Source organism: Nodosilinea sp. E11, assembly GCF_032813545.1.
In the GTDB taxonomy this organism is placed as follows: Bacteria; Cyanobacteriota; Cyanobacteriia; order Phormidesmidales; family Phormidesmidaceae; genus Nodosilinea.
Window position 1 is genome coordinate 347956 of sequence record NZ_CP136514.1, and the last position, 14496, is coordinate 362451.

At 51.2% G+C, this 14496-nt stretch carries 17 protein-coding genes and 3 pseudogenes; 16 read left to right on the forward strand and 4 right to left on the reverse strand.

Annotated features, from left to right (window positions below):
- The first annotated feature begins 11 nt into the window (after nucleotides 1-11).
- The 11 genes and pseudogenes from RRF56_RS01420 to RRF56_RS01470 all read left to right on the forward strand — a co-directional run.
- Complete coding sequence (locus tag RRF56_RS01420; RefSeq protein ID WP_317033623.1) at nucleotides 12-353, forward strand: hypothetical protein; 342 nt, start codon at nucleotides 12-14, stop codon at nucleotides 351-353.
- Nucleotides 354-421: 68 nt separating this feature from the next.
- The gene (locus RRF56_RS01425) at nucleotides 422-685 is read left to right on the forward strand and encodes a hypothetical protein (RefSeq protein WP_317033624.1); all 264 of its coding nucleotides are present in this window, start codon (nucleotides 422-424) and stop codon (nucleotides 683-685) included.
- A 531-nt stretch (nucleotides 686-1216) separates the two neighbouring features.
- Nucleotides 1217-1747 carry a hypothetical protein gene (locus tag RRF56_RS01430; RefSeq protein WP_317033625.1) on the forward strand — a complete coding sequence of 177 codons (531 nt, stop codon included), beginning with the start codon at nucleotides 1217-1219 and terminating at the stop codon, nucleotides 1745-1747.
- A complete protein-coding gene (locus RRF56_RS01435) occupies nucleotides 1744-2418 on the forward strand; it encodes a hypothetical protein (protein WP_317033626.1) in 675 nt (224 codons plus the stop codon). Before RRF56_RS01430 ends, RRF56_RS01435 begins: the two co-directional genes overlap by 4 nt.
- A 428-nt stretch (nucleotides 2419-2846) precedes the next feature.
- A complete protein-coding gene (locus RRF56_RS01440) occupies nucleotides 2847-3668 on the forward strand; it encodes a ParA family protein (protein ID WP_317033627.1) in 822 nt (273 codons plus the stop codon).
- Nucleotides 3669-3691: 23 nt separating this feature from the next.
- A complete protein-coding gene (locus RRF56_RS01445) occupies nucleotides 3692-4783 on the forward strand; it encodes a ParB/RepB/Spo0J family partition protein (RefSeq protein ID WP_317033628.1) in 1092 nt (363 codons plus the stop codon).
- 174 nt (nucleotides 4784-4957) lie between these two features.
- Nucleotides 4958-5323: pseudogene (locus tag RRF56_RS01450) on the forward strand (IS66 family transposase); the annotation flags it as partial.
- 84 nt (nucleotides 5324-5407) lie between these two features.
- Complete coding sequence (locus RRF56_RS01455) at nucleotides 5408-5764, forward strand: transposase (RefSeq protein ID WP_317033629.1); 357 nt, start codon at nucleotides 5408-5410, stop codon at nucleotides 5762-5764.
- On the forward strand, nucleotides 5757-6266 hold the full coding sequence (locus RRF56_RS01460) for a winged helix-turn-helix domain-containing protein (protein ID WP_317033461.1): 510 nt from the start codon (nucleotides 5757-5759) through the stop codon (nucleotides 6264-6266). The genes RRF56_RS01455 and RRF56_RS01460 overlap by 8 nt, the downstream gene beginning before the upstream one ends.
- Entirely contained in the window at nucleotides 6220-6816 is a 597-nt protein-coding gene (locus tag RRF56_RS01465; protein WP_317033630.1) for an IS630 family transposase, read from the forward strand. Before RRF56_RS01460 ends, RRF56_RS01465 begins: the two co-directional genes overlap by 47 nt.
- 20 nt (nucleotides 6817-6836) lie before the next feature.
- Nucleotides 6837-7484 (forward strand): annotated as a pseudogene (locus RRF56_RS01470) (IS5 family transposase); the annotation flags it as partial.
- An 87-nt stretch (nucleotides 7485-7571) separates the two neighbouring features.
- Here RRF56_RS01470 and RRF56_RS01475 read toward each other — a convergent pair.
- Together RRF56_RS01475 and RRF56_RS01480 are read right to left on the reverse strand one after the other, a co-directional pair.
- Nucleotides 7572-9236, reverse strand: coding sequence for an AIPR family protein (locus RRF56_RS01475; protein ID WP_317033631.1), 1665 nt, complete (start codon nucleotides 9234-9236; stop codon nucleotides 7572-7574).
- Nucleotides 9237-9499: 263 nt separating this feature from the next.
- The gene (locus tag RRF56_RS01480) at nucleotides 9500-10411 is read right to left on the reverse strand and encodes a DUF5996 family protein (RefSeq protein ID WP_317033632.1); all 912 of its coding nucleotides are present in this window, start codon (nucleotides 10409-10411) and stop codon (nucleotides 9500-9502) included.
- 434 nt (nucleotides 10412-10845) lie between these two features.
- Between RRF56_RS01480 and RRF56_RS01485 the strand changes: the two are divergent.
- A pseudogene (locus RRF56_RS01485) lies at nucleotides 10846-10944 on the forward strand (NAD(P)-binding protein); the annotation flags it as partial.
- Between the two features lie 34 nt (nucleotides 10945-10978).
- On the opposite strand, the gene RRF56_RS01490 reads toward RRF56_RS01485, so the two are convergent.
- Nucleotides 10979-11260: a hypothetical protein gene (locus RRF56_RS01490; protein WP_317033737.1), complete on the reverse strand. Its 282-nt coding sequence runs from the start codon at nucleotides 11258-11260 to the stop codon at nucleotides 10979-10981.
- Nucleotides 11261-11357: 97 nt separating this feature from the next.
- Here RRF56_RS01490 and RRF56_RS01495 point away from each other — a divergent pair, with 97 nt between their 5' ends.
- Genes RRF56_RS01495 through lepB form a run of 3 tightly spaced genes read left to right on the forward strand, consistent with a single transcriptional unit; the run spans nucleotide 11358 to nucleotide 12512 of the window.
- Entirely contained in the window at nucleotides 11358-11618 is a 261-nt protein-coding gene (locus RRF56_RS01495) for a hypothetical protein (RefSeq protein WP_317033633.1), read from the forward strand.
- A gap of 27 nt (nucleotides 11619-11645) precedes the next feature.
- Entirely contained in the window at nucleotides 11646-11957 is a 312-nt protein-coding gene (locus RRF56_RS01500; protein ID WP_317033634.1) for a hypothetical protein, read from the forward strand.
- Nucleotides 11958-12512 carry a signal peptidase I gene (lepB, locus tag RRF56_RS01505; RefSeq protein WP_317033635.1) on the forward strand — a complete coding sequence of 185 codons (555 nt, stop codon included), beginning with the start codon at nucleotides 11958-11960 and terminating at the stop codon, nucleotides 12510-12512.
- Here lepB and RRF56_RS01510 read toward each other — a convergent pair.
- Nucleotides 12496-13515: a winged helix-turn-helix domain-containing protein gene (locus tag RRF56_RS01510; RefSeq protein ID WP_317033636.1), complete on the reverse strand. Its 1020-nt coding sequence runs from the start codon at nucleotides 13513-13515 to the stop codon at nucleotides 12496-12498. The genes lepB and RRF56_RS01510 overlap by 17 nt on opposite strands.
- A gap of 184 nt (nucleotides 13516-13699) precedes the next feature.
- On the opposite strand from RRF56_RS01510, the gene RRF56_RS01515 reads away from it, so the two are divergent.
- Complete coding sequence (locus tag RRF56_RS01515) at nucleotides 13700-14365, forward strand: hypothetical protein (protein WP_317033637.1); 666 nt, start codon at nucleotides 13700-13702, stop codon at nucleotides 14363-14365.
- The last annotated feature ends 131 nt before the right edge of the window (nucleotides 14366-14496 follow it).

The following is a 14496-nucleotide window of genomic DNA, read 5'->3' on the forward strand; positions in this document are numbered from 1 at the left end:
ACATTACCCCTATGACTGCCAGTGTTGAACGACTTGATCGCATAGAAGCCATCCTTGAGGCATTGGCTGAGGGGCAAGCTGCGTTTAATGCCGGGCAACAGCAGATGCAGGCTCAGCTCGAACGTACCGAAGCGCAGATTGAACGCCCCCAGGCTCAGATTGAGCGCACCGAAGCCCAGGCTGAACGCACCCAAATTCAACTCGAACGCACCGAGGCGCAGGTTGAACGGACTCAAGTTCAGCTAGAACGCACCGAGGTTCGGGTTGATAGTACCCAGACGCAGCTAGAACGAACCCAGGCTTCTACTGCCCTGGCGTTGCTGTGGACGATCGCCAGGGCAGTAGAAGCCTGAGCTAACGCATCGAAGAGGTCGCCATCGATACCGAAGAGGCCACCAGCTCCACCCGAGCTGACCTCGCCGTGCGCATTGAAGACAACGCCCACAACCAGGGCCTCGACCGAGTGCGCTTCGACGCCCTGCACGAAGAACACAACCAGCGGTTTGCCACTCTGCTCGAAGAGGCCAGGGCCGATCGCGTGGCCTGGAGGCAGAGTCTTGACGAACAACTGGCAGAAATGCGCCGCGATCGCGAATCCAACAGCACCGCGCACCGCGTCTTCACCCAAAACATTCAGACCCTGCTGGTCGAGATCTCTCGCCTTTGGCAGCGCCTGGCCAGCTAGAGCAGAGCTACGAACCCCATATAAGGGAAGTGATGAGCTGCTTCGATACCTACGCGGACCTGAGTTCGGGATGAGACAACTCCCTATAGAATCAGGTCTACTGTCCCCTCCTTGAGAGGGGACAGTAGACCTGAACTCAGGTTAGGCGAAGAAATTTGAAGGCTCTGCCAATCTGGTTCACTTCCCTTCAGCCAGGATCGAAAGTAGGGAGTGATGAGGTCATTGGCCAGAGTCTTGGCTTGCGCTGAGGCCGTACATCACTGGTTGTGTAAGTTTTAGTGTAAGTAATTTTTTGGTGAGCCTTGCTTCGTCTTTTGTTGATCGCCGTTTCCTTCGATCTATGCAGGGAGCAATTAATTACAATGTAAGAGAAAGACTGCTTACACTAAAACTTACACTAAATAGCAAGGGGTAGGCATAAATTGAGGTCGAGGCCCGTGATGGGCCTATCTGAGGTGATTACAGCCTCTTGGATGAACGTTGAATGGCTTTTTCCCGTCAGTTTGCTAAGTCTCAAGATGCACCAGGGCTATGCCTAGACGAATTAATCTGAAATGCCTCCACTGTGCCCAGCTTTCTGTCGATGAGGCCCGGCAGCTGCATGGAGAGCAGGGCGATGCTTGTTGGGAAGAAAGCCGTTGTCATCGTCGGCGATCGCACTATCGCAACCGTCGCGACAACAATGCCTCTCGCCGCAGCACCTATCGCCAATCTGCCCAGGAAAATCAGTCGGGCCAAGCCCCCGAAACTATTTCCATCGCGATCGCACTAAAGCCAGTTGCTTACCTATACCTCTATCGCCAGAAACGCCAAGATGCCCCCTTACACGCCCTATCGGTTTCTGTGTGGGAGGGGGAGCAGCATTTGCTCGATGTAACCCCCATCCATTGCGCTGGAATGAGAAACCAAAAGATCCAAGAGTACTTAATGGATGTGCTAAAGACCCTGCGGGAACGGTATGGAATTACAAAATTTGAGCCCGAAATCCGCCTAGAACCCACGGAGTGCCCGATCAAAACCTGCCCGCTTAAACCTCATTTAGTTGCTGAGCAGAGCCAATGAACTTTAAGCAACTGGAACTGGAGTTGGAATTGGTTCTAGAAGATGCCGCCGAAAATCCGCTGCTGGCAGACGTTCAATCTCTGTGGCAGCAGATTGAACCATTTTGGGCTCAATTAGCGATTCAAGACCAGCTTCAGCTCGGGGGGAGGGCGATCGAGCAATTGGCTGAGCTGCACTGGTCTAAGGCGCGATCGCTATTAGATGACTGGGAGAATACCCATGACCCCCAAGATCCTGCCCTGCCCAGTGATTGGTTGCAGGGCCTTGTTAGACAGACACAGCACGTAGACCTGTCTGAGTTAACGGCCCCAGTCAAACGAAGACATAAAGCTAAGCCCACTGACCCAAAGTCAGATGATGAGACAGTTGTAGGGGCGGTGCCGAAAGAAAATATCTTGAAAATGCTAGACCAGGTAGAACTGGCTGAGCAAAAAGCGGCATCCCTGGCTGTGGCCCATGAGGAACGAGTGCAGGATTGGGTAGCTGAAATTACCGCCTGGTTTCAATCTCATCCACAACCGATCTATCTTTTACAGCTCCGAGAGCAATTGGGATGGCCGTTAGTGCAGCTGTGGTTATGTCTGCTTTTGGGTGGGTTTAAGCTAGAAGTCGCGGACCAGTCCTTTTACAGCCTGCATATATTAGTATCTACTGCCCCCACCAAGGCATAGCATGCATGATGACTGTGCTTTTCCAAGAACGCTTTCCTGCCTGGAGACTCAACCAGTTCTAAGGCCCCTTTTCCAAAGACCGTGATAATTCCAGAATTATCATGCTGTCCTCCATATAGATTGTTAAGAGGACGTCAGTTCAACTGAATCCCCATGTAGAACACAAGTCCGCTACATCCCCTCCTAAGAAGGGTTCCCGGAGGGCGGGTAGGTCAATTGCCTACGGCGATGGTGATACTTTCTTTAGCGAAGACGCTGACGACTAGAGCAGATCCACCCCTGCCCCTCCCTGGAGGGGAAAAGATTGGTGAGTTTATCCCGAGTTGACATTAACGACAAAGATTAGGAATTCTCACTAAAGACTGGAATTATCAGCTTGCGCCTAATACTATAGGGGCAGGCTACGCTACCCAGGCCAATCAACAATCATGCTGCAAAAACGAATTGCCATCATGTCAAACAGCGGTGGTGTCGGTAAGACCACGTTGGCAGTGAATCTTGCCTACCAGCTAGCTAGTATGGGCAAAAAAGTTGCCCTATTTGGCTGCGATCCGAATGGCTCCTTAACCCTGTTTTGTGGTTTAGAAGATCCGCTCAACGCCGATGAAACAGTCGATTATGTTTTAAGACCAGAATTTTCAGGCGATTATCCCTTCAATCCAGTGTGGCAAGATGTCATTTCAGGCATTGACGCCTGCTTGGGGGGGCTGGTTCTCACCGAAACATCTCAACGCCTGGTGCTGACAAAGCGGGGTGAATACCTTCTTGCTGACAAATTAGAAGATCATCCTCTCCCCCACGATGTAGTCATTTTTGACTGTCCAGGTACCATTGAGCAGGTGCACACAGTTGCCTTGGCTGCATCAACCCATATTTTGCTAACCCTGAAGCCAGAAGACAAGGACATCGACGCTCTAGCGAAATTGCTGAATTGGATTTATGAAACTCGTCGCGATCTACGCCTCAAGCCAACGCCAGAAATTTTAGGGGTCGTCCCCAACGGGTTCAAAGATCGGGCTATGCACCGAGACAACCTGGGTCTATCTCAGTTTGAGGGGGTTGAGAGCTTACCTGCCATTCTTGACCAGATGAAAATCCCTCTATTCCCCACGATTAGGGACAGTGCCTATATCGCAAATGCCGCTGCGGTTGGTTTGCCATTGGGTATCTACCGGCCCAAAGAACCCATCAACGAGATTTACAAAGACATTGCGATCGCCATCACCCAAGCAACCGAAGGAGAGAACTAATGGCAAGAAATAGCAGACGCCCTATGACCAGTATGTTTGAGCAAGCCGTTGGGGCTCAGAAAGAAGAAGAGTTGGATCGCCTCAGGGCCGAGATTGAGCAGCTCAAACTGACCCAATCCAATGGATCTGGAGAACCTAGCTTTATTCAAATTCCGGTTTCCCAGATCATGGCTTTGCGACTGCCGGACAACTTGAAGCAACCCCGGCGCTATTTCGACCCCGAAAAGTTGGCTAAGCTGCGAGACTCTATCCAAAAACACGGTCAGGTCTTAGAGCCAATTTTGGTGCGCCGCGCCGCCGACGGTCTTTACGAGACCATTAGCGGAGAACGGCGCTGGCGCTGTTGTATAGAGCTCAAGATTGACTTCATCCCGGCTATGGTTGTTGAGATGATCGATGAAACTGCGCTCGAAGTTGCCTTGATTGCCCATCTTTTGAGCGAAGAGATTAGCGCTATTGAGGAGACAGATTCTATCCTCAGTCTGCTCAAGCTTAGACTGGGGCAAACCTTTGAAGAGGTCAAGCAATTTTTGATAGCGATCAAAAACTATCAATCGAGGGGAGATGGTGCTGAGCTGGTCGAAGCCAATGGTGACAAGGTAGCTATCATCGAAGCTGTTCTAGAAGAGTTTGGCTTGAAGGTCAGCAGTTTTGTTTCCAATCGCCTGCCACTGCTGAACCTCAATCCTCAAATCATTGAGGCTGTACGCTCTGGGGAGATTAGTCCTACCAGCGCTACTTTAATCAACAGAACACCGGAACAGCATCAAGCTGCTTTGATCGAGTTCAGCAAAACAGCCACCAAGACTCAGCTTCAGGAAAAGATTGATCACCTAAAACACGTTGAACAGTCGCAAAGGATAAACCCTCGCGATGTGGTTGATAATTCCGGAATTATCATGCCAGCAACCCAGCCTCAAAGCGATGACGATAATTCTGGAATTATCATGACTGCTGTTCCGGTTCAAGAGCGCATCTATACTCGCTTGAAGAGTATTCGCAGGCGAAAGTCGCTTTTGAATGACCAAAGGGTGCAGGAACATCTCGCTCAAGTTGACTCGGTGCTAGAAAAAATTGAAGCTATTGCCGAAGAAAAAGGAATTTCACTGTCCTGATTGGTTTACTCTTCACTAGCATGGTTTAATTGCTGATTTTTGAGCCAGGCTCACCGCTACTAGTGGGTCATTTGACTTGAATATAGCCATTAAGTTTTAGGGCTCCAGATCCGCCTAAACGATGTGCGTGTTGTTTTGCTCGTGCTCGTTGCCGTCGTGCGGTTCGTTTACCGCCCCATTCAAACGGCGTTGGCCGCTGATTCCCAAGCCTTGAGCAACTGGTTTCGCAGGCATTGGTCAGATTGGTTTACGTTTCTCACTCGCCCTGAGGTTAGCCCCGACAACGATGATGCCGAGCGAGGCTTACGACCAGTGGTAATTCATCGAAAAGTCACGGGTGATGCTAGAAGTGACTGGAGCGCTCAGTTAGTTGCGATGATGTTCAGCTTTATCGAATCCATGCGCCGTCAAGGTAAAAATGCCGTAGACCATCTCTTTGAACTCATTGCCTTATCAGGTTGCTTGCCCCCGCTCTTTCACCAGGATAATCCTCGGTCTCTGAAGGCTTTCTCATTGAGCCTTCCTTATCGCGGTGACTAATTACGGAGGGCGTTGTTGCATAAAAGGGGCGTTACGGACGGGGTGATGGCTTAAGGTTTAAGTACCACCCAAAACCTGACGCCGATGCAGTACCGAGTCCGTAACTGGTCTGAGTATACCGCTGGTCTGAAGCAGCGCGGCAGCCTCACCGTGTGGTTGAGTGAGGACGTTCTTGAGCAATGGTTAGTGAGCACAGCGACCGGACGGCGAGGGGCCTCTTGCACATACAGTGATGTGGCGATTGCGACGGTGGCGACCCTCAAGAGCCTCTTCAATCTGGCTGGGCGTCAAGGGCAGGGCTTTGTCGAATCGGTGTTTCAGCTGATGCACATTGCGCTGCCAGTGCCTGACCACAGTACGGTATCGCGACGGTTGGGAGGGTTGTCATACCAAATCCGACTTGTATACCTCCGGAATAGTGTAGGGTTGAGGGATGCCTAGACCCCTCCATCTCGAACCTCATTTTTCAGCCGACGAGCTTAAAGCGCGTTATCGAGCTAGCGTTGACCCGGTCGAGTCTCGACGTTGGCATCTGCTGTGGCTGGTTCACACACAAACGACGCTGACTGATGCCGCTAAAGCTGTGGGCTTTCACTACGACTACGCCCGAGTTGTCGTGAAAGATTACAACCGTGATGGCGCTGATGGGCTGCGCAATCGCCGCAAAGACCAGCGACCGCAACAGTCACGGAGTCTGCTCAACCCCAAGCAGCTCGAAGCCTTGGAAGCTCGATTGCAATCGCCCCCGGACGATGACGGGGTCTGGAGTGGGCCCAAGGTGGCGCGCGTCATCGCTGAGGTCACTGGGGTAACGAAGGTCTGGCCCCAGCGAGGGTGGGACTATCTCAAGCGCTTGGAGCAATCGCTGCAAGTGCCTCGTCCCCGGCATCGCAAAGGTGACCCTGAGGCCCAAGAGGCGTTTAAAAAAACTCCCGGAGCGTAAGGCTGAACTAGAACAGCAATATCCTGACGCGCTGGTCGAAGCGTGGTCGTTTGATGAGCATCGCTTGGGATTGAAACCGATTATTCGCAAGGTGTGGGCCAAAGTCGGGCAACGACCGTTGGCCCTGGTTGACCCACGCTATGAGTGGACGTACCTCTACGGGTTTGTTCATCCCACAACCGGCGATACCGAGTGGCTGATTCTGCCTCGGGTGAATAGCGATTGGTTTAACCAAGCCCTAGCCACCTTTGCAGATCAAGTCGGGGCTGGCCCTCACAAGCGGATTTTGTTGGTCATCGATGGGGCTGGATGGCACACCTGCAAAGACCTGGTGATACCCGACGGCATCCATCTAGAGGTCTTGCCGCCTTACTCACCCGAGTTACAGCCGGCAGAACGGCTCTGGCGACTCGCCGATGAGCCCTTAGTCAATCGCTGCTTTGACGCCCTCAGTGATCTCGAAGATGTCCTTGAGGCCCGCTGCCGCACTCTGCTGTCGATGCAATCCGAGATTAAGGCCCTAACTAACTATCATTGGTGGCCCGCATGACAAGCCTAATCGTTTCGGGGGTATGTGACTCGGATTTAGTATCAGTCGCCATGCCGGTACAGCCGGCCGGTGGGGCACGCCATATCGTGGTGGATTCCACCGGTATCAAAGTCTACGGGGAAGGGGAATGGAAAGCCCGACAGCACGGCGTGAGCAAGCGGCGTACCTGGCGAAAGCTCCATCTCGGTGTCGATGAGGCCACCGGTGAAATCGTCGTGGCTGAGGTCACCACCAACGACTTTCACGACAGCGAACTATTGCCCAGTTTGCTGGACGGCATTGCCGGTGAGATCACTCAAGTCTCCGGCGATGGAGCTTACGATACCTTTGCTTGCCATGAGGCGATTGCCCAGCGCACCGCTGTGGCGACGATTCCCCCTCGCCATGATGCCCGACCTTGCCGCCCCCAGGAGACGGTTCCCACCCACCCCAGAGACCAAATCTTGCAGCGCATTGACCAGGTGGGTCGTGCCGCCTGGAAGCAAGAGAGTGGCTATCATCGTCGGTCGCTGGCTGAAACCACAATGTTTCGCCTCAAGGTCACCTTTGGGGGCCAAGTCCGGTCTCGCACCTTTGACAATCAGGCCGTCGAGCTCTTCTTGCAATGTGCGGCGCTCAATCGCATGATTCAACTGGCCAAGCCTCAGAGCTATCCGGTTGAAGCTTAATTCACTGGCCTTACGAGGGAACTCGTGATGCTTGACCTATTCATGCAACAAAGCCATTACGGAGTCAAATGATTGGGCTGGTTTAATTCATGGAAGTCTACTTATTAAATCCCCACGTCTAAATGTCGCAGATAGTTGCTGCAAGGAAATCTCTTGCTCCCCATAAAGATCCTGAAGCGCCTGTTGAATATCTTGTACTGAGGCATTGAAATACGCTTCATCGTTTTGGTTAATAAGCTGTTGGGCTAATTGGAAGTTTTGATGGCTAATATCTTTCATTTGAACGTTCATATCTGTCAGAAGTCTTTGTCCCATCTGCATCGCAATAAAGCATGAAGCATAGCGAACAAAGCCTGGGTCAGTAGGCTCTGGTCTTTTGCGGCGATTTTCTGCAATTCTGTAAAGCTGAACAGCTATTACAACTTGTGCTCCATTTAATTGACCAGTAAAGATTAAATCATACAGTTTTCCAAAATGTTCACGAGAGAAGAACTTTGCCTGATGAGGTTTTCTTCTCCAAACAGATAAGACTGCTTCAGCAGCCACTCCTGTAATAATATCGGTAGGACGAGTACTAGTATCAGAACGCTTACGCCGATAATTAAATCCCAATTGCTGAATATCCATTCCCAACCTTTGCTGACGCTCATCATTAGCGCGTAAATCTTTGAGATCAACTGGATTTTGACTATTGGTGGCGTAGGTAATTCTTTGAACTAAACCTTCATTATCACGAGGTAATTGATAGAGCCGAAGAAGAACAAAAGCCTGGGAATTTTGGTGAAGCAAAACAGGTTCTCGCAAGGTTTTAAATATAGTCATACATGTTTGACCACCGTTAATGATTTGCAAATTCTCAACACGCACCTGATAATCACCATCTTGCAGTGCGTTGTATGAGAAACTATCACAAGTCAGAGTTACTCCATTGTTGTAAAAGTAAAAATTATTTTTTTCATCGCTAGTCAAAGTATGGCGGATACCTTCATTTACACGATTTCCTTGCAAACCTAAGTAGCGACGAATATTGCGCTCTAATAACCGTTCTCCGTGTCGCTCTATAAGGGCGGTAATTTCGGTTACGGAAATCCTACCTACAAGTACTCGGCTAAACTCCATATCTTCAACGATGGCTTTGCCACTTAGCTGCAAAGTATCCTTTACAGGTCTAGAAGCTTGGAGAATTTTGACTAAACGCTCGTGATTAACATGTTCCCACGTCACCTGATCGCCAAATCCGGTACGTTCAATAGCTTCTTGAGCAGATGCATTCCATTTCAGCCCGTTGTTGCAAGCTAGTGCCCGAACTTGCGGAATATAGCCATCTCGAATCAGGCTACGGGCTTCTTCCACTTTTACGAGTAGTCGTTCATTAATATGTTCTAATCTAGCTGCTGGATTAAATAAGTATTGAATTGCGTTAATTAGATTTTCTATACCTTCTTCAGGAAAGTTAGAACTCCCCTCCAGGTTATTCTTATACTTTGCCTGAAATAAATTAACTGTAAACTCACCATCATATTCTTCGGAGATATGCATAGCATCTACTCCAAAATCGCCACCTCCTTCGGTTAGGCAATCAAAAGCGTCATCGCCATCTAAATCTAAGATGGTTTTAACACACAGGTATACAAAGGCCAGAGACTTAAGTCTGCTTTCATCTCTGATTCGTAATTCTTCAGAAGCCTTTTGACGGATATCGTTGACGATTGATACTAAGCGTTGGTCGATAATAGATGCGTTTATATTCATGTATTCATCTACTGAACATATTCTGAATAGCTTATCTTATTCCGCCTAACTCATTATTAGAGAAAAAATTGCCTAATACGCCTATATGGCAGATTAGGTAGAAATTTGGCAGCCTAATGCCTCTGTAGGAATGATTAGGCAGAAATACATCAGCTTAATTGCCCTATATGGATGATTAGGTAGAAAAAATCAGTATAACTAGCCTCTCAGCTCTAGCCGCGATCGCACACCTTAATCTTCACCCTTAGCCTCACAAACCGCCCTCACTTAAACCAAGTCTGCTTCAGCCCAGCAACATCCCACCCCGCTAATTCAGCTGCCGCCTCGTAGGTGCTGTGCAGAAACCCCAGCAACGCCTGGTCAGGATCATCCGCCTCGCGCACCGCCTCGTAGGGCAAAACAAACTCACCCAATCCCTCATGGAAAAACGCCGCCTCCGGCTGCACAGTGGCGTCTTTAAACCCCTCCGGCACCGGATAGGCGTAGGAATAAAACGCCGGATAGCCCAGGCCAGTACCCGGCCAAAACCCAGCACTGCTGACCTCCTGGCAGTAAGCCTCCTGAGCCACATCATCCGGCAGGTTGGGCACACCCCCCGGATGCGGCGGCGCAGACCGTCCCGAAAACCGCGTCACTGCCAGATCAAAGCTGCCCCAGAAAAAATGTACCGGGCTGACCTTGCCACAAAAGTGGGAGCGAAACTCATGGAAGACGCGATCAGATTGCAACAGCACCCGCCAAAACCGCTGGGCGGCCTCGGCATCGTAGGCTCCATGGATGTCATCCTGCTCGAAAGGTATCGCGTCGGGAATTTCGTTTGGTGTGGTGTGGATGCGCACGGCAACCCCCAACTCCACCAAGGCCGTCATCACCGCCTGGTAAAAGTCTGCCACGGTGCGCGGTTGCAGCGCCACCGATCGCTCCTGCCCCGCACTGGTGACAATGCGCAGCTGGTGGTCAAAAAAGTCGCAGTCGATTTGAAAAATTTGGTCATCGTGGGGGATGGTGCCCGTCGTCAGCCCCCGCGCCGTCAGGTACAGCGGCACATGCCACGAGTGGTTCATCCACGGCGTTTGCACCAAGCGGATTTTGCCCACAATCTGCGTCCACAGGTGCAGAGTCGTGCAGGTGTCTTGCCAATCGTCTAGACTCAGCGACGGCCAGAGATGAGGCATAGCAGTTCTCCCAATAGGTCAAGCACAGTGGGCCAATCTGATCAGGCTCTCGATTGCCATGCTACTGCACCTTGGGGGTCACAGGCGGCGATCGCATCTCCACTGCCCAACCCCCTTCCCCAGCACCAAAAATGCTATCAGAGCCGCCACCCCATAGCCCACCATCCCAACTATTTGCACTTCTTGCATATTTTCTAGCGGCACTCCCACTAACCCTGACCGAGAGCGACGCAAAACTTAAATCCTCAGCCCATCCGCCCTAGCTGTGATGGGAAAATCTAGCTTTAACTAAAGCTGGAATAATGCTAGGGACCAAGGGCGATCGCCGTCTAGAGAAACGGCATAATCGATCGACCTGATTTTGGCCTGGACAGGCTAAAGTGCTGTGTTCGAGGGCTGTCTGGGTCATCCCTTCCCACAGCAGAGGTGACAGAATGCCAACTATCTATAACTGCATTGTGGTTGGGGCTGGGTTGTCTGGGCTGGTCGCGGCTGGCAATCTACACCGGGCTGGGCACAACGTTTTAGTAGTCTACTGGATAGGGCTATATTTCACTCTAGTGATGACTAATGGTGGGCGATCACGTGAGCGATTACCTCGACGCAGTGGCCGATGTTGCCCTCTACACATTTGCTAGAAGCTGCCGCAATTTCGTGTCCGGCATGGCCAACAGCATCCCCCGCAGACTGAAGATCGTTCCCATCGAGAACGCCCACCTCGTAGCAGGTTAGATCTGTCGTCGTCGCGGGTTTTTCGGTTGTTCTGCGCCGATTGCGGTAGAGGTCTGCACTAAAGTAGCTCAGCCCGATCGCCGTCGAAGCGCCAATTACCAGGGTTAGCAGCGACATGGCACCACCTCAACATCTATTTCATCCAATCATAACCTGTCGATATGGCTAACCTGGTCGCAGGTACACGACCTGGCCATGTTGCTGATTGACGGCCATGGAAGTGATGGATGAGGTAATCGTCCTGGTCTATGATTGCCCCGAAACAACCTCTGTACCGCTTTCTATCAGGGCTAACTGGATTCGTCAGCTATACCCAACGGTCAAGCTTATTGAACCCTGGGACAGGCCAACTGAGATAGACGATACCCCTGAAATTCAGCCCTACGCGACCAACGGCACCCCTGGTTTGAGGCTTGGGTTAAGAATCGTGTCTCGCATCCTGTCGCTATATGCAGGGGATATTTGGAATTTATAGTTCAATTCAGTGCTTTGGAGGGCGAGTATGGAGGTCGGATCAGGCGATCGCAGTTCAAGGCAGGACAGAGTGCTGGGGCGGGATGCTGCCGCCATTGATCTGTTTGGCCCCCTGCTCAATGAACTACTGAACGATGGCGAAGACTCCTTTGCGCCTTTGGCGGGGAGGAACTTGCTAACCGATCTGGTTGAGGTGACGCGAGATTTAGAGGATATTTGTGATCGGTTTTCTGGTCGTCCTCTAAATGCGTCTCAGATGAAGCTGTTGGCCAATATTGAATTGCTTTCAGGATCGCTCTCGGCGAAAGCCGCTGATTTCGTAGCGCTATTTGAGGAGTAAATGATGGTGCAGTTTATTAGCCCCGGTGAGGCGAAAATAATTCGGGCGTCGCTTGCTGATGTGGCTGCGATCGGTGGTATTGGCGTACCTCTGCTGTTGGTTCTCCGGTTGCTTGCCCCCATTAGCCACATTCCCAGTGGGTCGATGGAGCCTGTCTTGCAAGAGGGCGATCGTGTCCTGGTGAACAACATGCAGTACTTCACCAAAGACCCAGAACGGGGCGACATTGTAGCTTTTGACTCTGGTTTTAGAGGTGGTCTCTGGAATAAAGAAAAAGTTCGCTTCGTCAAACGAGTCGTAGGGCTGCCGGGAGATGAGGTACAAATCGTCAATGGCGATGTCTATGTCAACGGTCAGATCTTCTCACAACCCTATACTGTAAGGCATGACGAAAATCTAGCTTTAGTTAAAGTTCCTTTCGAGCACTATTTTCTGATGGGCGATAACCGGGAGCATTCCTACGACTCTCGTTATCTTGGCCCGGTGCCTGCAGAGCGCATTCAGGGCAAAGTCGCTTTTATAGCTCGGCCATCGGCCTTTAGGCTTGGTCTTTAATGAGCAGCGCCGGACTGGTGAGGTTGGCTTGACTGATTTGACCCGCAAGGCACTGGGTGCAGCCTTCCGGGGTGGTGCGTCCACAGGTGGCACAGGGCAAAAATTGCGTCGGGGCAGTGCTCTTGATGGCTGAGGATATGTCTTGGTGCAGCACGATCGCATCACAAAAAAAGTAACCTCCGGCCCTCTCAGTGTGCAAAAAGCCTTCTCGAAACCCCTGCCCTACCTGCCAGGGCTCGGCGAGGCCGTCCAGGGCAATTTTGATGGCTCTTCGGAGGCGGTAAACATTGCCATCAATCAAGCGAAGGTCAAAGGTGTCCATGATCCTGGTGGATTCCACTTCGTCGCCCAAGCGTTCTAGCAACTCTGGTCGCGTCCAAATTCGTTTTGGGTGCTGCATAAAATACTTGAGCAAGATGAACTGAACTTGCCCGATGCTCAGGTGGGTCAGCAGTCTTCCCTGCTGAGTTTTAACAAAGACATCGTGGGTGTGTAGGTTCACAAGCAGATGATCCGAGCTCACTGTTCTGCGAGATAAGCCTATTCTGCGATCGATAGCGGCCACTTGGGCCATCAGCACCAGCTCTCTGACGGGCATCTCGGCAACTAGGTCAAACCCCATGTTATAGAGGTGCCCTACATCTAGTGACTCGTGATTGGTGATGGCGATGATAACGGGGCTGTAGCCATTATTCAGCGGCGCATACAGCCGTTGAAACTGAAGGAAAAAACTGGGCAGCGACAGGATATTCCAGGTTGCGACAAAGATTAGGTCTGGCTTGTCCTGGCCGATGACAGTTAGCGATGTCTCGCAGTTGCAGATGTTGACCTCGTGACCTGCTTCATCCAGGCATTGCGCCAAGGTAGCTAGATGTTCAGGCTCGTTGCAGACTATAAGTGCTCTCACGACACCATACCTTTGAATTACTACTTTCGGCAATCTTTCCGTGGTTTGTCGGGGATAGTCCGTAGCTTTTAGGTTTTCTTTAGAAGTCGCTGCCAATAGGTGTACTTCAACATGTTTTTTAGTATTTCTTCATCTCACATATATGGTTGGAATTAGTTCGCAACCAAACTTAGCCAAAACAAGAGGGCTTGCGACATGGGGGCGAAATTCGGTTGATAGGGTTTTCCCAGGGTTAAACCCCGGTTTGATCCATCTATCCTTTTCCCCCTGTGGTTCCGCTATGAACACAACTACGTTCAAACCTTTGAGTATTGAAGAACGGGCAGCGGCCTCTCGGTTTTCAGCCAAGGTTGTTCAATGCATGAGAGATCGAGGCGTTGCCCAATCGCTATCGGCCAGTCAAGCCAATGTGTTTAAGGCCCTATCTGAAAATCGATTCCTCCGCTCTGTCGTTAAAGTGCTGCCTTGGCTTGCGATCGGCGGTTTTGCCGGACTCCGACTGCTTCAGTTATCCCCCACGATGGCGATCGGCTCGGGCCTGTGTATGGCTGTCGCGATGATTCTGCGTCGGGCCGCGAAAAAGGATGTTGTCGCCAGTCGCATCTTGAAGAAGATTGGCTCCCCCCGTGTCTTTCGGCTGGTGCTGGGCCTCCTCTTTGGTTCTAGCCTCTGGATGAGCCAAACGAACCCGTTGTTTGCGCAGTTCTTTCAGGTAGCTGAAGATTTCTTTAATACCACTTTCCCTGATGCTGGGGATGTTGTTCCCCTGGTGTTTGGGGTAATTCGAGCACTGTTTTTACTCTATATCGCGGTTTCTCTGGTGCGCGTTATTCAATCGGCCAGAAATGACGACGATTGGCAGCAGCTGGCCCGCGCTCCCATGATTATCGTTATGGCGGTGGTCATTGGGGATGTGCTGGCGACCCTGGTAATTGGTGGAGCCTAGCCCGTGGTGGTTAGCTCGATACAAGCGATGCCTGGTATGACGCGACTCCCATCCCAATGGCTGTGGCTAGAGCGATGGTCATTGGGATGTAAGGGCAAACGGTTATACAACTCTATTCTTCAGCAGAGACT